This is a genomic window from Methylobacterium sp. A52T (genome assembly GCF_053346095.1).
In genome coordinates this window covers 1-24,743 of the sequence record NZ_JBKFBI010000025.1, presented here as the reverse complement: position 1 = coordinate 24,743, position 24,743 = coordinate 1, and the positions used below count along the sequence as shown (strand labels likewise).

Annotated in this window: 25 protein-coding genes; 14 read left to right on the top strand and 11 right to left on the bottom strand. The window is 73.4% G+C overall.

The features are described from left to right. Positions 1 to 51: 51 nt before the first annotated feature. Both phoU and phoB read left to right on the top strand, forming a co-directional pair. Positions 52 to 771, top strand: a complete 720-nt coding sequence (phoU, locus tag ACLBYE_RS08860; RefSeq protein WP_447693876.1) for a phosphate signaling complex protein PhoU — start codon at positions 52 to 54, stop codon at positions 769 to 771. A gap of 122 nt (positions 772 to 893) precedes the next feature. Beyond that, positions 894 to 1,589: a phosphate regulon transcriptional regulator PhoB gene (gene phoB / locus ACLBYE_RS08855; protein ID WP_042671704.1), complete on the top strand. Its 696-nt coding sequence runs from the start codon at positions 894 to 896 to the stop codon at positions 1,587 to 1,589. Positions 1,590 to 1,681: 92 nt separating this feature from the next. Here the strand turns inward: phoB and ACLBYE_RS08850 are convergent, their stop codons facing one another. Both ACLBYE_RS08850 and ACLBYE_RS08845 read right to left on the bottom strand, forming a co-directional pair. Next, the gene (locus ACLBYE_RS08850; protein ID WP_447693875.1) at positions 1,682 to 3,835 is read right to left on the bottom strand and encodes a protein-disulfide reductase DsbD family protein; all 2,154 of its coding nucleotides are present in this window, start codon (positions 3,833 to 3,835) and stop codon (positions 1,682 to 1,684) included. 137 nt (positions 3,836 to 3,972) lie between these two features. Further along, a complete protein-coding gene (locus tag ACLBYE_RS08845; RefSeq protein WP_447693874.1) occupies positions 3,973 to 5,811 on the bottom strand; it encodes an aminopeptidase P family protein in 1,839 nt (612 codons plus the stop codon). Positions 5,812 to 5,886: 75 nt separating this feature from the next. Here ACLBYE_RS08845 and ACLBYE_RS08840 point away from each other — a divergent pair, with 75 nt between their 5' ends. After that, on the top strand, positions 5,887 to 6,204 hold the full coding sequence (locus ACLBYE_RS08840; RefSeq protein ID WP_447693873.1) for a hypothetical protein: 318 nt from the start codon (positions 5,887 to 5,889) through the stop codon (positions 6,202 to 6,204). Here the strand turns inward: ACLBYE_RS08840 and rmf are convergent, their stop codons facing one another. Both rmf and ACLBYE_RS08830 read right to left on the bottom strand, forming a co-directional pair. Further along, positions 6,205 to 6,393: a ribosome modulation factor gene (rmf, locus tag ACLBYE_RS08835; RefSeq protein ID WP_331327333.1), complete on the bottom strand. Its 189-nt coding sequence runs from the start codon at positions 6,391 to 6,393 to the stop codon at positions 6,205 to 6,207. A gap of 50 nt (positions 6,394 to 6,443) precedes the next feature. Then, positions 6,444 to 7,364 carry a 50S ribosomal protein L11 methyltransferase gene (locus ACLBYE_RS08830; RefSeq protein ID WP_447693872.1) on the bottom strand — a complete coding sequence of 307 codons (921 nt, stop codon included), beginning with the start codon at positions 7,362 to 7,364 and terminating at the stop codon, positions 6,444 to 6,446. Positions 7,365 to 7,655: 291 nt separating this feature from the next. On the opposite strand from ACLBYE_RS08830, the gene ACLBYE_RS08825 reads away from it, so the two are divergent. The 4 genes from ACLBYE_RS08825 to modB all read left to right on the top strand — a co-directional run bounded on the left by ACLBYE_RS08825 (position 7,656) and on the right by modB (position 9,798). Next, positions 7,656 to 7,799, top strand: coding sequence for a hypothetical protein (locus ACLBYE_RS08825; protein ID WP_447693871.1), 144 nt, complete (start codon positions 7,656 to 7,658; stop codon positions 7,797 to 7,799). Positions 7,800 to 8,012: 213 nt separating this feature from the next. Further along, on the top strand, positions 8,013 to 8,153 hold the full coding sequence (locus ACLBYE_RS08820) for a hypothetical protein (RefSeq protein WP_234082796.1): 141 nt from the start codon (positions 8,013 to 8,015) through the stop codon (positions 8,151 to 8,153). Between the two features lie 121 nt (positions 8,154 to 8,274). After that, positions 8,275 to 9,090 (top strand): molybdate ABC transporter substrate-binding protein, encoded by an 816-nt coding sequence (gene modA, locus ACLBYE_RS08815; RefSeq protein ID WP_447693870.1) that lies wholly within the window; start codon positions 8,275 to 8,277, stop codon positions 9,088 to 9,090. Between the two features lie 15 nt (positions 9,091 to 9,105). Beyond that, complete coding sequence (gene modB / locus ACLBYE_RS08810; RefSeq protein WP_020094152.1) at positions 9,106 to 9,798, top strand: molybdate ABC transporter permease subunit; 693 nt, start codon at positions 9,106 to 9,108, stop codon at positions 9,796 to 9,798. 30 nt (positions 9,799 to 9,828) lie between these two features. On the opposite strand, the gene ACLBYE_RS08805 is transcribed toward modB, so the two are convergent. Continuing rightward, complete coding sequence (locus ACLBYE_RS08805) at positions 9,829 to 10,485, bottom strand: glutathione S-transferase (protein WP_447693869.1); 657 nt, start codon at positions 10,483 to 10,485, stop codon at positions 9,829 to 9,831. A gap of 62 nt (positions 10,486 to 10,547) precedes the next feature. On the opposite strand from ACLBYE_RS08805, the gene modC reads away from it, so the two are divergent. From modC to ACLBYE_RS08790, 3 genes are all read left to right on the top strand, one after another. Next, positions 10,548 to 11,651 carry a molybdenum ABC transporter ATP-binding protein gene (gene modC, locus ACLBYE_RS08800; protein WP_447693868.1) on the top strand — a complete coding sequence of 368 codons (1,104 nt, stop codon included), beginning with the start codon at positions 10,548 to 10,550 and terminating at the stop codon, positions 11,649 to 11,651. Between the two features lie 179 nt (positions 11,652 to 11,830). Beyond that, entirely contained in the window at positions 11,831 to 12,271 is a 441-nt protein-coding gene (locus ACLBYE_RS08795; RefSeq protein ID WP_447693867.1) for a TadE/TadG family type IV pilus assembly protein, read from the top strand. Next, the gene (locus tag ACLBYE_RS08790) at positions 12,268 to 13,911 is read left to right on the top strand and encodes a TadG family pilus assembly protein (protein WP_447693866.1); all 1,644 of its coding nucleotides are present in this window, start codon (positions 12,268 to 12,270) and stop codon (positions 13,909 to 13,911) included. Before ACLBYE_RS08795 ends, ACLBYE_RS08790 begins: the two co-directional genes overlap by 4 nt. Before the next feature lie 49 nt (positions 13,912 to 13,960). Here the strand turns inward: ACLBYE_RS08790 and ACLBYE_RS08785 are convergent, their stop codons facing one another. The 6 genes from ACLBYE_RS08785 to ACLBYE_RS08760 form a co-directional block, all read right to left on the bottom strand. After that, entirely contained in the window at positions 13,961 to 14,551 is a 591-nt protein-coding gene (locus ACLBYE_RS08785; protein ID WP_447693865.1) for a PAS domain-containing protein, read from the bottom strand. A gap of 468 nt (positions 14,552 to 15,019) precedes the next feature. Continuing rightward, positions 15,020 to 16,180 carry a M20 aminoacylase family protein gene (locus tag ACLBYE_RS08780; RefSeq protein ID WP_056534002.1) on the bottom strand — a complete coding sequence of 387 codons (1,161 nt, stop codon included), beginning with the start codon at positions 16,178 to 16,180 and terminating at the stop codon, positions 15,020 to 15,022. Continuing rightward, positions 16,177 to 17,460 (bottom strand): GNAT family N-acetyltransferase, encoded by a 1,284-nt coding sequence (locus tag ACLBYE_RS08775; protein WP_447693864.1) that lies wholly within the window; start codon positions 17,458 to 17,460, stop codon positions 16,177 to 16,179. The genes ACLBYE_RS08780 and ACLBYE_RS08775 overlap by 4 nt, the downstream gene beginning before the upstream one ends. A 174-nt stretch (positions 17,461 to 17,634) precedes the next feature. Then, positions 17,635 to 18,069, bottom strand: coding sequence for a lysozyme inhibitor LprI family protein (locus ACLBYE_RS08770; protein ID WP_447693863.1), 435 nt, complete (start codon positions 18,067 to 18,069; stop codon positions 17,635 to 17,637). Between the two features lie 42 nt (positions 18,070 to 18,111). Continuing rightward, the gene (locus tag ACLBYE_RS08765; RefSeq protein ID WP_447693862.1) at positions 18,112 to 18,861 is read right to left on the bottom strand and encodes a glycerophosphodiester phosphodiesterase family protein; all 750 of its coding nucleotides are present in this window, start codon (positions 18,859 to 18,861) and stop codon (positions 18,112 to 18,114) included. 2 nt (positions 18,862 to 18,863) lie between these two features. After that, positions 18,864 to 19,337, bottom strand: a complete 474-nt coding sequence (locus ACLBYE_RS08760; RefSeq protein WP_116656185.1) for a RidA family protein — start codon at positions 19,335 to 19,337, stop codon at positions 18,864 to 18,866. Positions 19,338 to 19,664: 327 nt separating this feature from the next. Between ACLBYE_RS08760 and ACLBYE_RS08755 the strand changes: the two genes are divergently transcribed. The 4 genes from ACLBYE_RS08755 to ACLBYE_RS08740 all read left to right on the top strand — a co-directional run. Then, positions 19,665 to 20,855, top strand: coding sequence for an aspartate aminotransferase family protein (locus tag ACLBYE_RS08755; protein ID WP_026605084.1), 1,191 nt, complete (start codon positions 19,665 to 19,667; stop codon positions 20,853 to 20,855). 168 nt (positions 20,856 to 21,023) lie between these two features. After that, positions 21,024 to 22,004, top strand: coding sequence for an ornithine carbamoyltransferase (gene argF / locus ACLBYE_RS08750; protein WP_447693861.1), 981 nt, complete (start codon positions 21,024 to 21,026; stop codon positions 22,002 to 22,004). A 277-nt stretch (positions 22,005 to 22,281) separates the two neighbouring features. Then, positions 22,282 to 23,319 carry an Hsp33 family molecular chaperone gene (locus ACLBYE_RS08745; protein ID WP_447693860.1) on the top strand — a complete coding sequence of 346 codons (1,038 nt, stop codon included), beginning with the start codon at positions 22,282 to 22,284 and terminating at the stop codon, positions 23,317 to 23,319. Between the two features lie 169 nt (positions 23,320 to 23,488). Next, on the top strand, positions 23,489 to 24,743 hold a 1,255-nt coding region (locus tag ACLBYE_RS08740), incomplete at its 3' end, for a hypothetical protein (RefSeq protein ID WP_447693859.1).

Below are 24,743 nucleotides of genomic sequence, written 5' to 3'. Positions count from 1 at the left end.
CCCGCAAGCCTCCCGGAGGGCCGTCCCCGGGACCCCATCGAAGGATCCGCCATGCCCGGCCATATCGTCACCTCCTACGACACCGACCTGGAGAACCTGCGTCGCTCGATCTCGGAGATGGGCGGCGTCGCCGAGAAGATGACCGCGGAGGCGACCGACGCCCTCGTGCGCCGGGACGACACGCTCGCCCAGGCGGTGATCCTCGCCGACAAGCGCCTCGACGCGCTGCAGCGGGACATCGAGGAGCGCGCCGTGCTGCTGATCGCCCGGCGCCAGCCCCTGGCGATCGACCTGCGCGAGACCATCTCGGCGATCCGCGTCTCCGGCGATCTCGAGCGGATCGGCGACCTCGCCAAGAACGTCGCCAAGCGCGTGGTGGCGATCTCCGACCAGGCGCCGGCCCAGAAGATCGTGCTCGGCGTGCGCCACATGAGCGACCTCGCCGAGGCCCAGCTCAAGGACGTGCTCGACGCCTACGGGAGCCGCGACGTCCAGGCGGCCCACGACGTCTGGGAGCGCGACGGCGAGATCGACGCCCTGTACAATTCCCTGTTCCGCGAGCTCCTGACCTACATGATGGAGGATCCGCGCAACATCTCGTTCTGCACGCATCTCCTGTTCTGCGCGAAGAACGTCGAGCGCATCGGCGACCACACCACCAACATCGCCGAGACGATCCACTATCTCGCCACGGGCGAGACGCTGGCGGGTGACCGGCCGAAGAACGACGCGTCGAACTACGCGACGGTGGACGGCGTGCAGGCGCCGTGAGGCGCCGACCCCGGCGCCTTCCTGTGGGCGCGGCCGGGGTCACTCTCCGTGCAGGTTGAGGCGGGGCGGCGCCTCCTGCACCATCCGGGGACCGCCCGCAGAACGAGTCTTCGAACGTGAGCATGCAAGTCCTGATCGTCGAGGACGAGGAGGCCCTGAGCACGCTGCTGCGCTACAACCTGGAGGCCGAGGGCTTCCTGGTGGATTCGGCGGCGCGCGGCGACGACGCCGAGCTGCTCCTGGCGGAGCGGATCCCGGACCTCGTCCTGCTCGACTGGATGCTGCCCGGCCTCTCGGGGATCGAGCTGTGCCGCCGGATCCGGGCGCGCCGGGAGACCGAGCGCCTGCCGGTAATCATGCTCACCGCCCGGGGCGAGGAGGGCGACCGCGTCCGCGGGCTCGGCACGGGCGCCGACGACTACATCGTCAAGCCGTTCTCGGTCCCGGAGCTGCTCGCCCGGATCCGCGCGCTCCTGCGCCGGGCCAAGCCCGCCCACGTCTCGGACCGGCTGGCGGCCGGCGACCTGGAACTCGACCGCACCGGCCACCGCGTCCGCCGCGGCGGCGAGGAGCTGCATCTGGGCCCCACGGAGTTCCGGCTCCTAGAATTCCTGATGCTGGCGCCGGGCCGGGTCTTCTCCCGCGAGCAGCTCCTCGACGGGGTCTGGGGCCACGACGTCTACATCGACGAGCGCACCGTCGACGTCCATGTCGGGCGGCTGCGCAAGGCGCTGAACGGCCCGCGCCAGACCGACCCGATCCGCACGGTCCGCGGCTCCGGATACGCCTTCGACGAGACCTTCTCGCTCGAGGCCTGAGGCGGTTTCGCGGTCTGTCGGAGCGCCTCACCGCTCCGCTCGCGACGACTCTGTGACGGGCGCGCCGATATTCAGCGTCGCCTCTCAGGGACTCAGCGCGCCAGCGCCGCGCTCCGGCCCGAGGCGGCCGGCACCGCCTCCAGCGCCGCCAGGACCGTCCCCTCGGTCAGGATCTGCGGCAGCACCTGGGGCTCTCCCGTCCCAGTATAGAGCAGGTAGAGCGGGACGCCGCTGCGCCCGTGCTTCTCCAGGAGGCGGGTGATTTCGGGGTTCTGGTTGGTCCAGTCGCCCTTCATGTAGGTCACGCCGCGCTCGGCCATCGCGGCCCGCACGGCCTTGGTGTTGAGCGAGGTCGCCTCGTTGACCGCGCAGGTGATGCACCACGCGGCGGTCATGTCCACGAAGACGGGGCGGTGCGCGTCGACCAGGGCGTCGAGGCGCGCCTGCGTGAACGGCTCGATCCCGTCGGCGGCGGCCTGCGCGGCCGGCGCGGCGCGGTCCCGGGGCAGGGTGACGGCGAGGGCCCCGACGGCGATCAGCGCCAGCGCCGCGGCGGCCTGCGCGACCCGGCCGGACCGCGGCGGGGCGGCGCGGCCGTGCTCCCAGGCCCAGGCGGCGAAGCCGACGAGGACGAGGCCGATCAGCGCCGCCAGCAGCCCGCGCGGGTCGACCTGCTGCGCCAAGACCCAGATCAGCCACGCGACGGTGGCGTAGACCGGGAAGGCCAGCACCTGCTTGAGCGTCTCCATCCAGGCGCCCGGCCGCGGCAGCGCCCGCAGGGCCGGCGGCCAGAAAGTCAGGAGCAGGAAGGGCAGGGCGAGGCCGAGCCCGAGGCTCGCGAAGACGGCGAGCGCCACGCCGGCGCTCTGGGTCAGCGCGAAGCCCACCGCCGAGCCCATGAACGGCGCCGTGCAGGGCGTCGCCACCAGGGTCGCGAGCACGCCGGTGAAGAACGAGCCGCTCAGGCCGCCGCGCCGGGTGAGGCCGTCGCCGAGGCCGGCGAGCCGGCCGCCGACATGGACCGCGCCCGAGAGGCTCAGGCCCATCGCGAACAGCAGGTAGGCGAGCCCCGCCACGATGGCGGGCGACTGGAGCTGGAACCCCCAGCCGATCGCGGCCCCGCCGCTCTTCAGGCCGATCAGCGCGGCGGCGAGCGCCAGGAAGCTCGCCAGGACCCCGGCCGTGTAGGCGAGGCCGTGGAGCCGCAGCCGGGCCGGACCCTCGCCCGCGTGCCGCACGAGGCCGAGCACCTTGATCGACAGGACCGGGAAGACGCAGGGCATCAGGTTGAGGATCAGGCCGCCGAGGAAGGCGAAGACCGCGGCGGTCGCCAGCGTCAGCGCGTCGAAGTCGGCGGCGGCCGGCGCGGTCGCGGGCAGCGCGGTCGCGGCCGGCGCCGCGGCCGGGAGCACCGGCTCGTCGCCGTACGCGAAGGCGAGCCGGCGGGTCCCGGCGGCGTCGACCTCCTCGACCGTCAGGACGCCGGGCAGCGCGGCGGGCACCGGGTCGGTCGGGCTGCTCCGGGCGAGGGTCAGGTGCAGGCCGGTCCCGTCGACGCTCATCACCTGCGCGGCGGCGTTGTCGATCGCCGTCTCGGCGTAGGGAAAGTACGCGGCGTTCCGGACCGCCTCGGGCTTGAGGCCGGACGCGGCAAAATCGAGGCGGAGGGTGTCGCCCTGGCTCGACAGGCTCAGGGGCCAGAGCGCCGGGACGGGGAGCGCGGCGCGGGCGCGGGCGAACAGCGCGGCGTTGGCCGGGTCCGGCTCGGCCTTGCCGACCGGCAGGGTCAGGGCGAGATCGGCCGAGCCGGGCACGCACTCGGTCTCGCAGACGAGGTAGGTCAGCTTGGCCTGGATCCGCACCGGGTCGGCCGGGTCGAGGCTCGGCGGCGGCGTCACCGGGACGAGGAGCGTGACCTCGCCCTCGTAGCCGTAGTTCATGAGCGTCGCGATCGGGATGCGCTCCGGCGCCGGCCACCGGATCGCGCCGGCGTTGAAGCCGGCCGGCAGGGTCCAGGTCACCTCCGGGGGCAGGCCGGAATCGCCCGGGTTGCGCCAGTAGACGTGCCAGCCGGGCTTGACCTGCATCCGCACCGCCAGCGTGAAGGGCTCCGCGCCGGCGACCGCGGCGGGCTCGGCCACGAGGCTCGCGCGCACGAGGTCCGCGGGCGTGCGGAACCCCTGCGCCGCGGCGGCCGAGAGGCTCGCGGCGAGGGCCAGGATCAGGAGGGCGAGGCGGCGGATCATGCTGTCCCTTCGCGCGCGGGGCGGTCGCGGTTTCACGCGCGGCGTGTCGGGCTCGGCGCGGGCGTTTCCATGGCGTCCGGTCTTACCACGGCGTCGGGTCTTACCATGGACCGCGTCCGGAATCCCCTGCGGCCGGCTCACCCCTCGAGGGGCGCCGTCGCCCGCTCGAGCCAGTCGCGCGTCGCGGTGTCGAGCCCGGGCGCCAGGGTCTCGCGAACCCTCGCATGATAGGCGTCGATCCAGGCCCGCTCCCCGGGTTCGAGGAGGTCCGGCCGGATCAGCCGGCGGTCGTAGGGGGCGAGCGTCAGCGTCTCGAAGCCGAGCATCGGGCGCTCCCCGCCCGCGATCGCGCGGGACTCGACCAGGACGAGGTTCTCGATCCGGATGCCGTAGGCGCCGCGGGCGTAGTAGCCCGGCTCGTTCGACAGGATCATGCCGGGCTCGAGCGCCACCGTGCCGGTCTTGGCGATCCGCTGCGGCCCCTCGTGCACCGACAGGAAGGCACCGACGCCGTGACCGGTGCCGTGGTCGAAGTCGAGGCCCGCCTGCCAGAGCGGTGCCCGCGCGAAGGCGTCGATCTGGGCGCCGGTCGTGCCGACCGGGAACACCGCCCGGGCGATGGCGACGTGCCCCTTCAGCACCCGCGTGAACCGGTCGCGCATCTCCGGGCTCGGCGCGCCGACCGCGACCGTCCGGGTGATGTCGGTGGTGCCGTCCGGGTACTGCGCTCCCGAATCGATCAGGAACAGCTCGCCCGACTGGACCGTCCGGTCCGTGGCGCGACTCACCCGGTAGTGGACGATCGCGCCGTTCGGTCCGGAACCCGAGATCGTGGGGAACGACACCTCGCGCAGGTCGCCGCCGGCGGCCCGGAAATCCTCCAGGGCCTCGACGGCGGCGATCTCGGTGAGGCCGCCGGCCGAGGCCGCACCGTCGAGCCAGGCGAGGAAGCGCGCGACGCTCGCCCCGTCCCGGACATGGGCCGCGCGGGCACCCGCGATCTCGGCGGCGTTCTTGACCGCCTTCATGCCGGTGATCGGGTCCTTGCCGACATCGGCCGTGCCGCCGGCGGCCTCGATCTTCTCCTTCACGGCAACGGCGCCGGTCGCCGCGTCGAGGCGGACGCGCGCGCCCGCCAGGGAGGCCAGCCCGTCGTCCAGGTCCGCCCGCGGCAGGATCTCGGCGATCGGCGCGAGTTCCGCCCGCAGGGCCGGATCGACGTTCGGAGAGACGAGGTACAGCCGGGCCCGTCCCTCGCGCGGCAGGATGGCGTAACCCAGCGCCAGGGGCGTATGGGCGACGTCGGACCCGCGCAGGTTGAAGGCCCAGGCCAGGTTGTGCGGGTCGGAGATCACCAGGGCATCGCAGCCGCCCTCGGCGAGCGCCGCCCGGATCCGGGCGAGCTTGTCGGCGGCCCCCTCGCCGCACAGCGCGTCCGGATGGACCACCACCGGACCGGCCGGCGGCCGCGGCCGACCGGCCCAGACCGCGTCGACGAGGTTCGGCACCGCCCGCACGGTCCCGCCGGCGCGGGTCACGGCCCGCTCCAGGCGCGCCAGACCGTCCGGGGTGTGCAGCCAGGGATCGTAGCCGAGCACCTGATCCCGCCGCAGGTTGGCCCCGACCCAGGCCTCCGGCGTCGATTCGGCGAGCGGCACCACCGTGACGAGGCCGGTATCGACCTGCTCGGGCGCCTGCAGGGTGTAGCGCCCGTCGACGACCAGCGCCGCGGACTCCATCAGGATCACGGCCGTGCCGGCCGAGCCGGTGAAGCCGGTGAGCCAGGCCAGCCGCTCGGCATCGGCGGGGACGTATTCCGACTGGTGCTCGTCGGCCCGCGGCACGACGAAGCCGTCGAGCCCGGTCTCGCGCAGGGCCGCCCGCAGGGCCTCGATCCGCTCGGCGCCCTTCCGGTGGCTCGGGTCGTCGAAGCTCTGGAAGCGCTGGCGCTGTCGGGACGGACGGGTCTCGGTCATGCGGCGAGCCTAGCGCCCGCCGCTCCCGCGTCGCAACACCCTGTTGTCGTGAGAAAGAGGTTGGTCGGAGGTCGGTTGCGGTGCTTAAAGATCGTTAGCAATCTTATCACGCCACCGTTTTTCGCTTATTACTCAGACATGCCACGCCGCGTTTACTACCGGATCAGCGACAGACCGGACGGCCGCTTCGACGCCGTCGTGACGATCGAGCCAGACACGGTCGTCCGCCGCGACGGCTTCGATTCGCTCGCCGAACTCGAAGAGTGGATCGACGGCCTGCGCGCGCTGATGGCGGCGCTCGGCGCGCCGGTGTCGCAGGCGGACGCGCCTGAATCGCCGGCCGAGACCGCGGGCGCGCCTGACCGGCCGGGCCGGCTGCGCACCGCGCGCTGATCAGCCGTCCGTGATCGGCAGGTCGGGCGCCCGGTCCGCCGGCGCCCCGTCGTAGCCCTCGAGCCAGGCCCGGCGCGCGGGCGAGTCGGCCGGATAGGGGCAGGCATCCTTGGGCCGCCCCTGCGCCCGGGCGCGGGCGCCCTCGGCGATGGGGTCCGCGGGCGGATCGTGGAGCGACGTCTGGCTCATGGCCGGACAACACGCCGGCGCGCGGGGAGTTCGGGGCGATCCCGCGCGGGTCAGCGCCGCGGACGCTGCGCCGCACCGCCGCGCATCAGGACCAGGGCGACCCACCCCTCGATCACGCCGCGGCGCACGAGGGAGAAGCCCTGGAGGCGGTAGGCGGAGAGCACGCCCGGCACGTCGCGCTCGATCAGGCCGGACAGAACCAGCACGCCCCCGGTTGAGACGACCCGCGCCAGGGTCGGCGCCAGGAGCCTGAGCGGCCGGGCCAGGATGTTGGCGAAGACGAGATCGAAATGGCGCGGCCGGTCGGCGAGGCGGTGGCGGACCCCGGGTCCCTCGTAGAGCTTGAGATAGGGGCCGAGCCCGTTGGCGCGGGCGTTCTCGCGGGCCGTGCGCACGGCCTCCGCGTCGAGGTCGCCGGCCACCACCGGCTGCCGCAGCGCCTTGGCGGCCGCGAAGGCGAGGATCCCGGTTCCCGTGCCGACATCGAGGACGTGGACCGGGCGCCGGCGCTTGAGTTCCGAGACCAGGGCGCGGAGGCAGCCCAGCGTCGTTCCGTGATGCCCGGTCCCGAAGGCGAGGGCGGCCTCGATCTCGATGGCCAGATCGTTGCCGCGGACCGAGTCGCGGTCGTGCGAGCCGTGGACGAGGAACCGGCCGGCCCGGACCGGCTTCAATCCCTCCAGCGACGCGCGCACCCAGTCCTGCTGGGCGATCGTGCGGAACTCCGCCGCGTCGGCCGCGTCGCCGATGACCGGGCGGATCAGTTCGCGGACGTAGTCCTCGTCGGGCGCGTCCGCGAAGTAGGCCTCCAGCCGCCACGTGCGCCCGTCCTCGTCCTCGAAGGCCGCCACCGCGGTCTCCGTGGGATCGAACATCTCGCCGAGGAGGTCGGTCATCGCGCGGGCCGAGCGTTCGTCGGTCAGCAGACGCAGGACGTGGGACGGGCGATGGGGCGGCAGGCCTTCGAGCATGGTGCCCGGCTGTAACGCCGGGGCGCGCCGCAGCCCAGGGGCTGGCGCGAAAAAATCCGGGCCCGGCGAGGGAGGGGCCGCGGGGCAGGGCGGCGGAGCGGACCGGCGGCCGCGCCCGTTGTTGCCGGACGGTCACAAGCGCCAATACTTATCTTCTGCGCGACTCAAATCAGTGTCCACAGCCATCGCGTGTGCTTAAACAATCTCGGCTTACCCAAGGCCGGACCCTCAACTCGGGCGCGCCGCACTTCCCGGAGCGGCGCGCCTGCTTTGACAGACGATCGTGCTGCCATGACCGCGCCTCTCCTCATCAGCGTCGCCTTCGCGGCCGTGACCGCGGGCGCCGCCACGCTCTGGGCCTTGCTGGTCGCGAACGGCATGAACGGCATGCCGGAGGCGCGCCCGACCGAGCAGCACGACATCCGGACCTGGTGAGGGCGCGACACCGATTCGCGCGCGCGGGCGCCCAGGAATGAGGCAGGTTGTTCGCGCGTTAACCAAATGATGTACGGCAGTTGCGGAACTGGCCGACTTGCGCGGCGTTTTTGCCGGCTTTTTACGTGAATCACGATTGAGCAGGGTGCGTACAGCGTGACCAAGTCTCGGCGTTCCGGCCCCCGCGGGCCCGTGGTCGTCAACGGCGCGGCCGTGCCTGCCCGACCACGCGAGCGGATCTTCGGCGGTCCCGCACCGGACGGGCCGCTCCCGGGCCACCTCCTCGTCCTGCTGAGCCGCCTCCACCGGGCCGAGGCCGAGCCCAAGGACCGGCCGGAAGCCAAGCTCGGCTGACGCGCGCGGACCCCGCGCGGCCCGCCGGGCCGGCCGGGCCTTGGCCGACCGCCCGCGCGCGCCTATGATCCCCGTCGTTCCCCGCCGTATATAGCGGGTCGCGACCGGAGAGACCTGCGTGATGCCCCTGACTCGACGGATCCTGGTCGCCTGCGCGCTCGCGGCGCTGGCCCTCGCGCCGACCGACAGGGCCGCGCGGGCGGACGAGCCGGTCGTCGTGTTCGCGGCCGCGAGCCTCAAGAACGCCCTCGACGACGCCGCGGCAGCCTGGACGAAGGCGACCGGCAAGACCGCGCGGATCTCCTACGCCGGCTCGAACGCCCTCGCGAAGCAGATCGAGGCGGGGGCGCCGGCGGACCTGTTCATCTCGGCCGACCTCGCGTGGATGGATTACGTCGACCGGGCCGGGCTGCTGAAGGCCGGCTCGCGGATCGACCTCCTGCGCAACGCCCTGGTGCTGATCGCCCCGGGGCCGAAGGACAGCGTCTCGGATCCGCAGGTGGCCCTGGCGCCGAACCTCGGCACCACGCTGACGCGGATCCTCGGCGGCGGGCGGCTGGCGATGGCGACGATCGACGCCGTTCCCGCCGGCAAGTACGGCAAGGCCGCCCTGGAGAAGCTCGGCGCCTGGGACGCCGTGAAGGGGCAGGTCGCCCAGGCCGAGAACGTGCGCGCCGCCCTCCTGCTGGTCGCCCGGGGCGAGGCGCCGCTCGGCATCGTCTACGCCACCGACGCGGCCGCGGACCCGAGCGTCCACGTTGTGGCGACCTTCCCGGCCGACAGCCACCCGCCGATCGTCTATCCGGCGGCGGTGACCCGGGAGTCGCGCAACCCGGATGCCGGGACGCTGCTCGGCTACCTGCGCGGCCCGGAGGCCCGGGGCTCCTTCGAGCGCCAGGGCTTCACGGTGGTCGCGCAGCCCGGCGCCAGCCAGTAGCGGCGCGCCGCCCCCTTGCTCGGCCTCACGCCGGACGAGTGGACCGCCGTCGGCCTGAGCCTGCGGGTGGCGACGGTGGCGACGCTCGCGAGCCTCGTGCCCGGGCTCGCCGTGGCGTGGCTGCTGGCACGGCGCCGGTTTCCCGGCCGCGCCCTGCTTGACGGGCTGGTCCACCTGCCGCTGATCCTGCCCCCGGTCGTGACCGGCTACCTGCTGCTGCTGGCCTTCGGCCGGCGCGGCCCGCTCGGGGCGCCGCTGGCCGAGATCGGCGTGGTCTTCTCCTTCCGCTGGACCGGGGCGGCGCTGGCCTGCGCGGTGATGGGCTTCCCGCTCATGGTGCGGGCGATGCGGCTGTCGATCGAGGCCGTGGACCGGCGCCTGGAGCAGGCGGCCGGGACCTTGGGCGCGAATCCCTTCGCGGTCTTCCTGACGATCACGCTGCCGCTCAGCCTGCCCGGCTGCCTCGCGGGGGCGGTTCTGGCCTTCGCCAAGGCGATGGGCGAGTTCGGCGCGACCATCACGTTCGTGTCGAACATCCCGGGCGAGACGCAGACGCTGCCGTCGGCGATCTACACGCTGACGCAGGTTCCCGGCGGGGAGGGGCCGGCCCTGCGCCTCACCCTGATCTCGATCGCGCTGTCGGTCGCGGCCCTGCTGGTCTCGGAGTTCCTGGCGCGGCGGGCCGGTCGGCGCCTGGGGGCGGGTTGAATGGCGACCGATCCGGGGCGGGACGCCCGCTCAGGCATACGCGTAGGGGCCGCCCTGCTGCAGCGCCCTCTGGTAGGCCGGACGGGCGTGGATGCGCGCGAGCCAGTCCGCGACGCGCGGGCCCGCGCCCGTGCCGCGCGCCGCGAAGGCCTCCAGCGGGAAGCTCATCAGGATGTCGGCCGCGGTGAAGTCGGCGCCGCAGAAATACGGGCGGCCGGCGAGTTCCGCCTCCCAGAAGGCCGCGTGCCGGCGCAGGTCCGGATCGACGAAGCCCCGCAGCACCGTGTTGGCGATCCGGCGGACGAGGGGCCGCAGCGGCCAGGGGCTGCCCGGCGCCAGCCGCCCGAAGACCAGCTTCAGCAGCAGCGGCGGCATCGCCGAGCCCTCGGCGTAGTGCGACCAGTAGACGTAGCGCCGCCGCTCCTCCGTCCCGGGTCCGGGCACCAGCCGCGCGCCGGCGAGATCCGTCAGGTAGGCGACGATCGCGCCGGTCTCGGCGACCACCGTCCCGCCGTCGCTGATCACCGGCGCCTTCCCGAGGGGATGGACGGCCAGGAGTTCGGGGGGCGCGCGCAGGGTCCGCGGATCGCGGGCGTAGCGGATCACGCGGTAGGGCAGCGCCAGTTCCTCCAGCAGCCAGAGCACGCGCTGCGAGCGGCTGTTCTCGAGGTGGTGGACCGTGATCATCGCGGGCAAGTCCGGGCCGGCGCCGGGACGCGCCGGGGCTCCTGTTACGCGAGTCTGTCCGCGTGAGCATCCAGGTCGACGTCCAGCTCCGGCGCGGCGCCTTCGCGCTCGCGGCCGCCTTCGAGGCCGGGCCCGGGCTGACCGCCCTGTTCGGGCGCTCGGGCTCGGGGAAGACCACGCTGATCGACCTGATCGCCGGCCTCGCGCGGCCGGACCGGGGCCGGATCGTCGTCGGCGGCACCCCGTGGGTCGACACCGCGTCCGGCCTGGTCCTGCCGTCGCACCGGCGCCAGGTCGGCGTGGTGTTCCAGGACGCGCGGCTGTTCCCGCATCTCAGCGTCCGGACCAATCTCGGCTACGGCCGGGTCTTCGCGCGGCGCCGCGCCGACCCGGCGGCCTTCGCGGCCGTGACCGACATGCTCGGCATCGACCATCTCCTCGACCGGCGGCCCGCGGGTCTCTCGGGCGGCGAGCGCCAGCGGGTGGCGATCGGGCGCGCGCTGCTGGCGAGGCCGCGCCTCCTGCTGATGGACGAGCCCCTCGCGGCCCTGGACGAGGCCCGCAAGGCCGAGATCCTCCCCTACATCGAGCGCCTGCGCGACGAGGCCGGCGTGCCGATCCTCTACGTCAGCCACGCCGTGTCCGAGGTGGCCCGGCTCGCCAACACGGTGATCGTGCTGGAGGCCGGGCGGGTGGCCGCCGCCGGCCCCGCGGAGACGATCCTGCGCCGCGCCGATCTCGTGCCGATCCACGAGGCCGAGGCCGGCGCGCTCCTCGACATGGTCGTCGAGGCCCTCGACGCCGCCACCGGGCTCACGCGCCTGACGGGCGCCGCCGGGAGCCTGCTGGTGCCGGGCCTGTCGCGCCCGGCCGGGACGCGGCTGCGGGTGCGCATCCCCGCCCGCGACGTGCTCGTCGCCACCGAGCCGCCCCGCGGCCTCAGCGCCCGCAACGTGCTGGCCGGCCGGATCTGCGGCCTGACGGCCGCGGGCGCCGAGACGGCGGTGGAGATCGACTGCAACGGCGCCCGTCTCGTGGCGCGCGTGACCGGCGCGGCCGTCCGCGAGCTCGGCCTCGCCCCGGGGCGCGAGGTCCACGCCATCGTCAAGAGCGCGTCCTTCGACCCGGCGGGGATCGGCCTGCTGCGGCCGCCGCGGGCGATCTGAGACCGCGACACGGCTCGGTGGCGACGAGCCGGCCGGGCCCGGGAGGCGCATCAAGGGCGCTGATCACTCGCTTTGGTTGCAAAATCTAATATCAAGACAACCATTAGTTAGAACATCGCCGCCACGATGGATCGTGCAGTGGTCGTGCTGCGCGAGTCGCGGAGGGCGATGCGATGGGCATGCGGCGCTTGCGCCGGCGGAGCGCGCCGAACGGGTGGACCTGCCGGCGCGGCAGCTCCGCGGTGGAGTTCGCCCTCGTGGCGCCGGTGCTGTTCCTGCTCTTCGCCGGGATCGCGGTGCTCGGGATCTGCCTCGGCGCCGCCCACAACCTCCGCCAGATCGCCGCCGAGGCGGCCCGCGCCTCCGTGGCCGGCGTCACGGATGCCGAGCGCGCGAACCTCGCCCAGTCCATGGTGAACCGGAGCCTGAGCGCCGGCGCGATGTTCCGGCCGGGCAGCATCGTCGTGCAGGTCGGGCCGGATCCCAGCGACGCGACGGTGTACACGGTCACCGTCACCCTCGACGCCAACACGCTCGGCATCAACGCCTTCGCGCGCCTGCTGCCGATGCTCCCGACCGTGCTGCGCAGCACCGTCAGCGTCCGGAAGGGCGGCCTGTGACCGGCCGGGGCGGGCGCCTGCGCCGCTTCGGGGCCGCGCGCGGCGGCAACGTCGCGATCCTGGTGGCGCTCGGCAGCGCGATGCTGATGGGGGCGGGCGCGGTCGGGATCGATCTCGGCCTGGTCTTCCAGGCGCGGCGCAAGGCGCAGGGGGCGGTGGACATCGCCGCCATGCTGGCGGCCGTCGATCCGAGCCAGGCCGACACGGTCGCGCGCCGGTCCCTCGGCGACAACGGCTACGGCGCGGCGACCGCCACAGTCGCGCCTGGCAGCTACGACGCGAGCACCAAGGACGTCGCCCCGGGCGGCCGGTTCAGCGCCGGCGGCAGCCCGGCGAACGCGGTGCGGGTCGGCCTCTCGACCTCGGTCCCGGTGACCTTCGGCCGGGCGATCGGCCTGCCCGCCGCGGTGCCGCTGCGTGTGACCGGCACCGCCGCGAGCGCGCAATTCGCCGCCTTCACGATCGGGTCCGGCACCCTGAAGCTCGACGGCGGCATCGCCAACGCCCTGCTCGGCGCGCTGCTCGGGGCCAAGCTGTCGCTCAGCGTCAGCGACTACGATGCCCTGGCCAGCGCCCGCGTCGACGGGCTGCGCGTCCTCGACGCCCTCGGGGCGAGCCTCAACATGCAGGCCGCGAACTACACCGACATCGTTCAGGCGAATGCCAGCGTCGGTCAGATGCTGATGGCGCTCCGGGTCGCCGCGGCGGACAACGGCAGCGCGGTGTCGGCCCTGTCGGGGATCCTCAACGCCCTGCCGAATGCCGGAAACCTCGTCGCGATCGGCCAGGTGGACGGGCTCGGCGACGCCGCCGCGCTGGCGCCGCCGCGGGGCTTCGCCGGCCCCTCGCTCAACGTGCTGAATCTGCTGGGCGCGGCCGCCTCTCTGGCGAACGGCCAGAATCAGGTGGCGATCGATCTCGGGGCCACGGTGCCCGGCCTGCTCTCGACCCGCCTGACCCTGGCGATCGGAGAGCGCAAGCGCAGCTCGGGCTGGGTCCGGCCGGGCAGCCGGAACGCCACCGTGCAGACGGCGCAGACCCGGCTGCTGATCGAGACCACCGTCACGGCGCTCGGGCTCGGAACCATCACCCTGCCGGTCTACGCGGAGGTGGCACCGGCGCAGGCGACCCTGCGGTCGCTCAGCTGCGCCGGGTCCGGCGGACGCAAGGTCACCCTCGACGCGCAGACGGGACTGGCGACGCTGGCGATCGCGCAGGTGCCGCGCACCGCGATCAACGGGGGCAGCGCGAGCCCCGACCTGTCGCAGCCCGCGCCCCTGATCACGCTGCCCCTGTTGGGGATCACCGTCTCCGGGCGCGCCCTGGCGACGCTCGGCACCGGGTCGCAGACCCTCGTGTTCTCGGACGCGGACATCGCCAACCACACGGTGCGCACGGTCGCCTCGGGCAACCTGACCCAGTCGCTCACCGGCAGCCTGCTGCGCAATCTCGTGCTGAGCGTCGGCGACGTCGGCGTGCCGCCGCTGATCCAGTCCACCCTGACGACCGCCCTGGGCACCGTGACGCCGGGTGTCGACCTCGTGCTCGACACCGTCCTGCGCAGCCTCGGCCTGCGTCTGGGCTACGCCGACCTCGAGGTCGACGGCACCCTCTGCAACCAGGCCGTGCTGGTGCAGTGAGTCGGGCCGGACGGCCCGGCAGAGCCCCGACAGGACGCGGCAGCCCCGCTCAGTGGCCGCCGCGGTGCGCGCCGGTCGTCGAGGCCTTGGCGATGCGCCGTCCGAGGTGCAGCAGCAGCATGTCGATCAGGAGTTGAAGCTCGGAATCCGCCACCCCCTCCAGGGCGTCGCGGCATTCGAGCGCGCGGTCGACCGCCTGGGTGAGCGCGTCCGCGGGCTCGGCCATCGCGCGCGTCGCCGGCGGCTCGTCGGTCACGTCGATGATGACCCCGTGCCCGAGGCGCCGGCTCGACGCGCCCGGCGGGATCCGGCCGCGATCGAGGATCCGGCGGACCTGCCCAGAGGGCGACAGCGTCCGGTACTCGGCAACGAACAGGCCGCCGCGCTCGCGCAGAGCCTTGAACTGCCGCACCACGGCCGGCCGATCCTCGGGGTGGACGCAGGCCTTGGCGACCGAGAGCGGGAGGGGGCGTCCGGCGAGCCCGGGATCCCCGGCCAGCACCTCGGCGGCGCCGGCATCGAGGACGGCCCGCTCGGCGCGCGGCGACCACGACCACGCGCCGATGATCCCGGAGGCGTCGAGGGCGGCCGAGAGGTCGACCGGCCGAGGGCGGGGACCCTGGATTGCGTCGGCCATCATGGGCGAACTCCGGTTCCAGCGCGCACCGTGCCCGCCTTCGTCGGAGACATACAACCGCTGATGGAATTAATGAGCAGTTAACTCAACTCGATAGCCCGTCACGCATCAACGGCATTCCCCTGCGCGGACGGCGGAATCCCGATCGTCGGGCAGCCGGACCGCGCCGGTCGGGTCCGGGATCGACCCGTTCAGGTTGCATTCGCGGTCGCGCCTCAGCCGAGCTGCGTGAGCAGCGTGAAGGCGCCGAAAATCAGGACCGCCCCGACCGAGGCGGCGAGCAGGATGAGCGCCGCGCGCGATTCCCGCATCTCCGGTGACATGGCGCCCTCCCATCGCGGCCCGCGTTGGCTCGCGGGCGAGTTCCGTCAGGATTCGCACCGGCCGGCCGCGCTGTCGACGGCCGGACGGGCTCGCGCGGCGACATCGCCCGCCATCCGGAAAGTCCCAGAGGGCGGGGACGGCCCGGCGTCAGGCCGCGGTGCGGCGCTCGACCATCCGCGCCAGGAAGGCGCTGCCGATCGGGATGATCGAGTCGTCGAAGTTGTAGCCGGCATTGTGCAGGCCGGGCCCCGGATTGGCGCCGAGCCAGACATAGGCGCCGGGGACCGCCATGGTCATGTCGGCGAAGTCCTCGCTGCCCATCTTGGGCACGACGTTCGACTCGACCTTGTCGGCGCCCAGGAGCTCGGTGGCGACCTCCGTGGCGGCGGCGGCCTGCGCGGGGGCGTTCTCCAGGACGGAGAACACGTCCTGCAGGTCGACCGTGACCTCGGCGCCGTAGGCCGCGCCGAAGCCGGCCGCCAGCTCGCGCATGCGGGTTCCGGCGAGCGCCCGGATCTCCTTGTCGAAGGTGCGGATCGTGCCGGCGAGATGGGCCGTCTCGGGGATCACGTTGTAGGCGGAGCCCGCCTCGATCCGGGTGATCGACAGGACGATGGACTTCAGCGGGTCGGCGTTGCGCGACACGATCGACTGGAGCGCCTGGGCGAGGCCGGTGGCGATGATGATCGGGTCGACGCCCCGGTGCGGCTGGGCGGCGTGGATGCCCTTGCCGCGGATGTGGATGTCGAAGAAGTCCGCCGCCGCCATGATCGGCCCCGGCCGCAGCTTGATCATGCCGTGGCCGCCGCCGGGCTGGTTGTGCAGGCCATAGATCTCGTCGCAGGGGAAGCGCTCGAACAGGCCGTCCTTCAGCATGGCCCGGGCGCCGCCGCGGCCCTCCTCGGCCGGCTGGAACACGAACACCGCGGTGCCGTCGAAATCGCGGGTCTCGGCGAGGTAGCGCGCCGCGCCGACCAGCATGGTCGTGTGGCCGTCATGGCCGCAGGCGTGCATCTTGCCCGCGTAGGTCGAGCGATAGGGGAGGTTGGTCTCCTCCTCGATGGGCAGGGCGTCCATGTCGGCGCGCAGGCCGATGCGCTTGCCGTTGTCGGTGCGGCCCTTGAGCAGGCCCACCACCCCGGTGCCGCCGACGCCGCGATGCACCTCGCAGCCGAACGTCTCGAGGAGGTCGGCCACGATGCCGGCCGTCCGGACCTCCTCGAAGCCGAGCTCCGGATGGGCGTGCAGGTCGCGGCGCAGGGCCGTCAGTTCGTCGGCGTAGGTCTTGATGCGGTCGATCGGGCTCATGACTCGGAACTCTCGGGGGGGGAGGTGGAGGACGACGCGGTTCGGGACGGTGTCGCGCCCGCGCAGGCGTCGCCCGCGTCCGCGCGCCGGAACGGCGTCAGCGTGTCGAGGACGTCGACCGCCTCGGCGACGTGGGCGCGCTCCCGCTGCAAGTAATCGGCCACCGCGCGGCGCAGCGCCGGGTCGGCGATGTCGTGGGCGGAGTGCATCAGCACCGGCCGGTAGCCGCGGGCGAGCTTGTGCTCGCCCTGGGCACCCGCCTCGACCCGCTTCAGGCCCCGGGCGATCGCGAAGTCGATCGCTTGGTAGTAGCAGATCTCGAAATGCAGGAAGGGGTGATCCTCGATGCAGCCCCAGTTGCGCCCGTAGAGCGCGGTGTCGCCGATGAGGTTGATCGCGCCCGCGATGTAGGCGTCCCCGCGCTTCGCCATCACGAGGAGCACCCGGTCGGCCATGCGCTCGGACAGGAGCGAGAAGAACCGGCGGTTGAGGTAGGGCCGCCCCCACTTCCGCGAGCCCGTGTCCATGTAGAAGGCGTAGAACGCGTCCCAGTGGGCCTCGGTGATGGCCGCGCCGGTCAGGTGCTCCACGGTGATGCCCGGCGCCAGGGCGTCGCGGCGCTCCTTGCGGATGGTCTTGCGCTTGCGGGAGGCGAGGGCGGACAGGAAGTCGTCGAAGGTCGCGTAGCCGTCGTTCTGCCAGTGGAACTGCTGGTCGGTGCGCTGCAGGAAGCCGGCCGCGCCGGCCCGCTCCCACTCCGCCTCGCGCATGAAGGTGACGTGGATCGAGGAGGCCTTGGTCTCGCCCCGCAGCGCCCGCAGGCCCGCGACGAGGCCGGCCGTGGCCTCGTCGGGATCGGCTCCCGGGGCGATCAGGAAGCGCGGGCCAGTCACCGGCGTGAACGGCACGCTGACCTGGAGCTTGGGGTAATAGGCGCCACCGGCCCGCTCGTAGGCGTCGGCCCAGCCGTGGTCGAAGACGTACTCGCCCTGGCTGTGCGATTTCAGGTAGCAGGGCGCGACGCCGAGGCGGACGCCGTCGCGCTCGACCGAGACGTGAAGCGGAAGCCAGCCGGTCCTGCGCGAGACGCAGCCCGAATCCTCCAGCGCCGACAGGAAAGCGTGCGACAGGAAAGGGTTGTGGGTCTCGTCACCCGCCGCCAGGGTCTCGGGCGAGAAGGCGCAGGCATCCCATTCCGCCGCGCCGATCTCCTTCAATCCGGGAAGCGCCCGCACGGTCAGTGCGGCGGTCTCCGGCGTCGGCCCGGGTGCTTGCTTCATGGGCCGGACTCTAGCCCCTGACCGGCCGGGGGCAAGCGGGCGGATGCGCGCGGCGACCATGGCAGCGTTGTCAGACGGCCGCCGACGTCACCCCCCCGCGCTTTCGCGCGGCCTCCGGGACGGCGCGCGGCGACGCGCGCGCTCCGAACCGGACGGCGCCGTCGCGGCGCGCGCTCACTCGCCGAGGCGGCCGACGCAGGACACGTCGTCCGCCTTGCAGTCGAGATACCCCTTCAGGACCTTGAGCCGCGCGTCGGTCAGCCCCTTCAGGCAGCCGTTGTACTCCATCGCGTAGGCCGAGCCCCCGTCGAGGCCCATGGTCTCGAGGAAGCAGGTCGCGTCCCGGTACGACAGCCAGGCCTTCTGGGCGCCCCGCAGGGCGTCCTTCGTCTTCGGGCCGATCTTCTTCATCAGCTGCCCGTAGACGGCGTTCAGCGCCGTGTCGGCGGCCCGGTAATCGGCAGCCGCGCAGGCGTTGAGATCCGCCTGGGTCGTGCCCTCACACGGGTCGGCCGCCGAAGCGGGCGCCGGGGAGAGCAGGGTCGCGGCGAGGGCGAGGCCCCCGCAGAGCCGCGCGAAGCGTGCGCGCGCGTCACTCGAAGCGGTCATGGCGATCTTGGTCGGACAGAATCGGAAAGGGCGTAGGAAAATTTACGGGACGAAGCCCTCGAACACCATCTGGTCCGCGTGCGCGGCCGCGCGGGCGCGCTGCTCCGCATTCCGGACCGTCCAGGTCATGACGGGGACCTGACCGAGCAGCCGGCAGAGGTAGGTCGGCGCGCAGGGCAGGTCGTCCACCCGCCAGGACAGGAAGTCGGGCCGCGTCTCGGCGAGGTGCAGCAGGTCGGAGAGGGACCGGCGCAGCGAGGGGGTCAGGGCCGCGTAGACCGGGTCGTCCTGCGTCGTCTCCGCCACGATGCCCCGCGGGATCGCGGCGGGGCAGAGGTCGCGCAGGGCCGCGACCACCTGCGGGTCGAAGGATTTCAGCGCCACCGGCCCGTCATAGGCCGCGGCGATCTCGGCGGTGCGGGTCGCGAGCCGCAGGTCGCCGTCGTAGCGGGACTTCACCTCGATCACCACCGGCACCGCCCCGGCCACCGCCGCCAGGAAGGCCGGCAGCGTCGGGATCGTCTCCGCGGACCCGGCGACGGCGAGCGTCCCGAGCTCGGCCGCCGACCGGTCGGCCAGAGCCGCGCTCGCCCCGGTCAGGCGCCCGAGCGCGGCGTCGTGGAAGACCATCGCCTCGCCGTCGGCGCTGAGCTGGACGTCGCACTCGATGGCGAAGCCGCCCGCGACGGCCGCCCGGGCCGCCGCCAGCGTGTTCTCCGGCCGGCCCGCCGCGCGGTCGTGCAGGCCGCGATGGGCGATCGGCCGCGCGGTGAGCCAGTCGGGGGCGGCCACCGTCAGCGGACCTCGAACATCGCCTCGACCTCGACGGCGGCGTCGAGGGGCAGCTCGGCCACGCCGACGGTGGAGCGCGCGTGGCGCCCGCGGTCGCCGAGCAGCTCGACCATCAGGTCGGAGGCGCCGTTCATCACCCCGGCCACGGCCGAGAAGCCCGGCGCCGCGTTGATGAAGCCGCCGAGCCGCACGCACTGGACCACCGCGCGGTCGAGGTCGCCCACCGCGGCCTCGAGCTGGGCGAGGACGTTGAGCGCGCACAGGCGGGCGGCCGCCTTCCCGGCCTCGGCCGAGACGTTGCCGCCGACCTTGCCCTTGTGCTCGGCCGCGATGGCGCCGTCCGCGCCGAAGCAGACCTGGCCGGAGATCACCACGAGGTTGCCGGCGCGCACGAACGGCACGTAGTTGGCGACCGGCGCCGCCGCCTTCGGCAGCGTCAGGCCCAGCGCCGCCAGGCGTTCCTTGATCGAGCTCATCGGGTTCTCCCAGGTTCCTGCGAATCCGCGGGAGCAGGAGCACGGCCGCCCCCCGCGGCGCAAGGGCCGCCGCCGCGAAGGCCGGGATCGCGGCCCCGCGATTCTCCGGCGATCGGGGACGGGACCGCCGCAGATTCGCCGTCAGGATCGGCTCTATCGGTGCCGCGCGCAGGGCTGCCCGTCGGGCCCGCCGGGCACTGAAACGTTGACAGGCGCCGGCTCTTTCATAGTAATCGCGCGCGTGCCGCCCAGGACTGAGGCGGCACTTTCATTTGGAGCCGGCTCAACGCTCGCTCCGGGATCCTGCGTGAAACGGAGATGGGACCCGTGACGTCAGCCCTTCTGCCGACCTACGTCCGCGCGCCGCTCGCCTTCGAGCGCGGCGAGGGCGCCTGGCTCGTGACGGAGGGCGGGGAGCGATATCTCGACTTCGGCGCCGGCATCGCGGTGAACGGCCTCGGCCACGCGCACCCGCACCTCGTCGGCGCGCTGACCGAGCAGGCGGGCAAGATCTGGCACACCTCCAACCTGTTCCAGATCCCGGGCGGCGAGCGCCTCGGGCAGCGCCTCGTCGACGCGACCTTCGCGGACGTGGTGTTCTTCTGCAACTCGGGCGCCGAGGCGAACGAGGCGGCGATCAAGATCGCCCGCAAGTACCACGCGGCCGGCGGGCAGCCGGAGCGCTACCGGATCGTCACCTTCGCGGGCGCCTTCCACGGGCGGACGCTGGCGACGCTCGCGGCCGGCGGGCAGCAGAAGTACATCGAGGGCTTCGGTCCGAAGGTCGAGGGCTTCGACCAGGTCCCGGCCGGCGACTGGGCGGCGCTGGAGGCGGTGATCGGGCCGGAGACGGCGGCGCTGATGATCGAGCCGATCCAGGGCGAGGGCGGCGTGCGGGAGATCCCCCACGCGGACCTGCGCCGGCTGCGCGAGATCTGCGACGCCAACGGCCTCCTGCTGATCATGGACGAGGTCCAGACCGGCGTCGGCCGCACCGGCCGGCTGTTCGCGCACGAATGGTCCGGCATCACCCCGGACATCATGAGCGTCGCCAAGGGCATCGGCGGCGGCTTCCCGCTGGGCGCCTGCCTCGCGACCCGCGAGGCCGCCCGCGGCATGACCGCCGGCACGCACGGCACCACCTTCGGCGGCAACCCGCTCGCCATGGCGGTGGGCAACGCCGTGCTGGACGTCGTGCTGGAGGAGGGCTTCCTCGCGCGCGTCGCCCGCTCCGGGCTGCTGCTCAAGCAGAAGCTCGCGGCCCTGCGCGACCGCCACCCGCACGTGATCCAGGAGATCCGCGGCGAGGGACTGATGCTCGGCCTCAAGCTCGGCGTGCCGAACACCGACTTCGCCGCCGCCGCGCGGGACGCGCATCTGCTGGTGATCCCGGCGGGCGACAACATCGTCCGCCTGCTGCCGCCGCTGACCATCGGCGAGGCCGAGATCGACGAGGCGGTCCGCCGCCTGGACGCGGCGGCGTCCGGCTTCGAGGCCGTGCGCGGCGCGGCCGAGTAGGATCGATCCGCGCGATTGAGAACACCGCCCCCCGGACCCCGGAGGGCGGCCCGAAGCATTTCCGGGCGCGGTCGATCCCGCCGCGCGTGACGGAGATGCCCCTGCCAGGAGGTAGAGTGCGGTTCATGATCAGGTGATCGGTGAGCAGACTCTAGTGATTGTGACGCGATGAAAGCCCAGATTGACGGCCGGGCACAGGCCCCGGCCAGGCACCTGAACGGTGCCGGCCCTCGTCATTTCCTCGACCTCAAGGATTTCTCCGGTGCGGAGCTGCGCCGGGTCCTCGATGCCAGCGCCGCCATCAAGGCGCGCCGCCGCAAGGGCGAGCTGGCGGCCGAGCGCCCGCTCACCGGCAAGACCCTCGCCATGGTGTTCGACCGGCCCTCGACCCGCACCCGCGTCTCCTTCGACGTGGCGATGCGCGAGCTCGGCGGCGAGACCCTGATGCTCACCGGCTCCGAGATGCAGCTCGGCCGCGGCGAGACCATCGGCGACACAGCGCAGGTGCTCTCGCGCTTCGTCGACGCGATCATGATCCGCATCCTCGACCACGGTCAGATGCTGGAGCTGGCCGAGTACGCCACCGTCCCGGTGATCAACGCCCTGACCAAGGTCTCGCACCCGTGCCAGATCATGGCCGACGTGCTGACCTTCGAGGAGCATCGCGGGCCGATCCGCGGCCGCAAGGTCGCGTGGTCGGGCGACGCGAACAACGTGCTGGCGAGCTGGGTCCACGCCGCCGCCCGGTTCGACTTCACCCTGAACATCGCGAGCCCGCCGGAGCTCGCGCCGCCGCCGGCGCTCCTCGCCTGGGCGCAGCAGGAGGGCGCCGACATCCACGTCACCACCGACGCCTTCGCGGCCGTCGACGGCGTCGATGCCGTGGTCACCGATTGCTGGGTGTCGATGGGCGACGACGACGAGGCGCACCGCCACAACCTGCTCAGCCCCTATCAGGTCAACGACAAGCTGATGGCGGCGGCGAATCCGGGCGCGATCTTCATGCACTGCCTCCCGGCCCACCGCGGCGAGGAGGTGACGGCCGAGGTGATGGACGGCCCGCGCTCCGTGGTGTTCGACGAGGCCGAGAACCGCCTGCACGCGCAGAAGGGCATCCTGGCCTGGTGCCTCGGCGCCAACGGGCTCTGATCCCGCCGTCACAGCGTCCGGCCTCGCGCTCGCGGGGTCGGCGCACCATATAGGCGTGAGCGGGCGGCCCGTGCTGCCCGTCTCCCCATCACGGCCGCCGGAAGGCGGCATCCCGGCGACGAACGGAGCGCGCTGCGCCGCCGCTCCCGCTCCGGGCTGGACGGGGTGAGGGATCCGATCGCTCCGCCAAGGTCATCGCCTCACACCGCCCGGCCCCCGGGAGGACGGATCCCCGCTTTGCCGGCACGCGCCGCCGGACGCATCGATCGGAGAGGGCATGACCTCAGGAACGCAGTCGCACCCCCAGTCGCCATCCCAGCCCCAGAATGCCGGCAACGGCCATGCCGGCGCGGACGACGCCGTCCTGCCCTTCGCCGTCGAGGCGCTGGACGTGCGCGGGCGCGTCGTCCGGCTCGGTCCCGCCGTGGACACGATCCTGCGCCGCCACGGCTACCCGGACCCGGTGGCGCGCCTCCTCGGCGAGGCGGCGGCGCTGACGGTGCTGCTCGGCTCCTCGCTCAAGTTCGAGGGCCGGTTCCAGCTCCAGACCAAGACCGACGGTCCGGTCGCGATGATCGTGGTCGATTTCGAGGCCCCGGACCGGCTGCGCGCCACCGCGCGGTTCGAGCCGGAGCGGGTCGCCGCCCTCGGCACCGGGCCGCTCAAGGATGCCGAGCTGATCGGCACCGGCCATCTCGCCATGACCATCGACCAGGGCACCGCCGCGAGCCGCTACCAGGGCGTCGTCGCCCTCGAGGGCCAGAGCCTGGAGGAGGCCGCGCACCAGTATTTCCGCCAGTCGGAGCAGATCCCCACCCAGGTGCGCCTCGCCGTGGCCGAGGCCGTGGAGGAGGGGGCCGGGCGCTGGCGGGCCGGCGGCCTCCTCGTGCAGTTCCTGCCCCAGTCGGTGGACCGGGCGCGCCTCGCCGACCTGCCCCCGGGCGACATCCCGGAGGGCCACGCGCATCTCTCGGGGGAGGCGCCGGAGGACGATGCCTGGGTCGAGGCCCGCTCGCTGGTGGCGACCATCGAGGATCACGAGCTGGTCGATCCGCACGTGTCCAGCGAGCGGCTGCTTTACCGGCTGTTCCACGAGCGCGGCGTGCGGGTGTTCGACCGTCAGCCGGTCCAGGAGACATGCCGCTGCTCGCGGGAGCGCGTGATGGGCATGATCCGCTCGTTCTCGCCGCAGGAGCGGCACGAGATGGTGGCGGATGACGGGCGCATCGTCATCACCTGCGAGTTCTGCTCCCGGCGCTACGACCTCGACCCTCAGGAGGTCGAGGCCGAGATCGCCGGACAGCCCGGCCAGTAGAGCGCAGGACAGCGGGCCTGCGGACCAGCATGTCCGCGTCTACGGCCAAGCTTTTCCGCGCGAAACGCACGAAGATCGGTATTCGTTGCGTAAATTTTTGAGCCCTCCAGGCTGAACCGTTTCGCGACCTTTGACGTTGCGTCGCAGATTCAACATTGGAGGGTACGCCATGCGGAAATTATCGATCGGATTGGCCGCGCTGCTGATCAGCACCTCGGCCTACGCCCAGCAGGGTGGCGCCGATCGCGGCGCCGGTATGGGCGGTCGCGGCGGTCAGGGTGGCGCCGAGTCCGGCATGAAGGCCGGCGGCGGCGAGCGCGGCGGCATGCAGGGCGGCGCCCAAGGTGGCATGCAGGGTGACATGAAGGGCGGCCGCCAGGCGGCGTCCGAGCGCTCCGGTGCGGAGGCAGGCCGGTCCGCGCAGGGCCGCGAGGCCGGCGGCGAGGGCCGCACGGGTCAGGATCGCATGGCCCAGGATCGCATGGCTCAGGACAAGGACCGGGCCGGCGCCGAGCGGGGCGACCGTCGCGGTGATCGCGCCGACCGCGCCGAGCGCGGGGATCGCGACGGCGCGCGTGCCGATCGCGGCGACCGCCGCGGTGACCGTCGCGCCGACCGGGCCGATTTCCGCGGCCGGACCGACGTGAGCCGCACGGATGTCCGGTCCGAGCGGGTCGAGGGCGGCTTCCGCCGCGAGGGCCGCTACGTGTTCATCGGCGGCCGCCGGGTCGTGTACGGCTCGCCGGAGTACCGCCGCCTGATCGTCACCGAGAACCGCGGCCCGCGCGCCCGCTACGTCGTGATCCGCGGCCAGCGCGTGCTCTACGGTTCGCCCGAGTACCGCCGCCTGGTCAGCGTCCGCGAGACCGGCCCGCGCGAGCGCTACGTCGTCATCCGCGGCCAGCGCGTGGTGTACGGCTCCCCCGAGTACCGCCGCCTCGTCTCCGTCCAGGAGGACCGCTTCGTGACGATCCGCGGCCAGCGGGTGCGCTACGGCTCCGCCGAGTACCGGCGCCTGAGCGGCGGCGGTGCGGTCAGCGCGAGCTTCCGCTCCGAGCAGCGCGCCGGCGCGCGCTTCGACAACCGCGGCGAGCGCGACGGCATCCGCAACGCGTCGCGGAACGAGGGCCGCAACGACGGCCGGATGGACCGGAACGACCGCGGCCAGGATCGCGGGATGGACAAGGCGTCCCGTCAGCAGGAGGGCAAGAACGACGGCATGCGCAACAGCGACATGCGCGGCGGCCAGCAGGACGGCATCCGCAACGCGTCGGACCGCGGCGGCCAGCAGGGCGGCATGAAGGCCGGCGCCGAGGGCGGCCGGACGGGCGGCGCGGAGCGCGGCGGCATGAGCGGCAGCGCGGGCGGCAACGCCGGCGGCAACGGCGCCATGGGCGGCGCCCAGGGTGCCGGCCGGGCCGGCG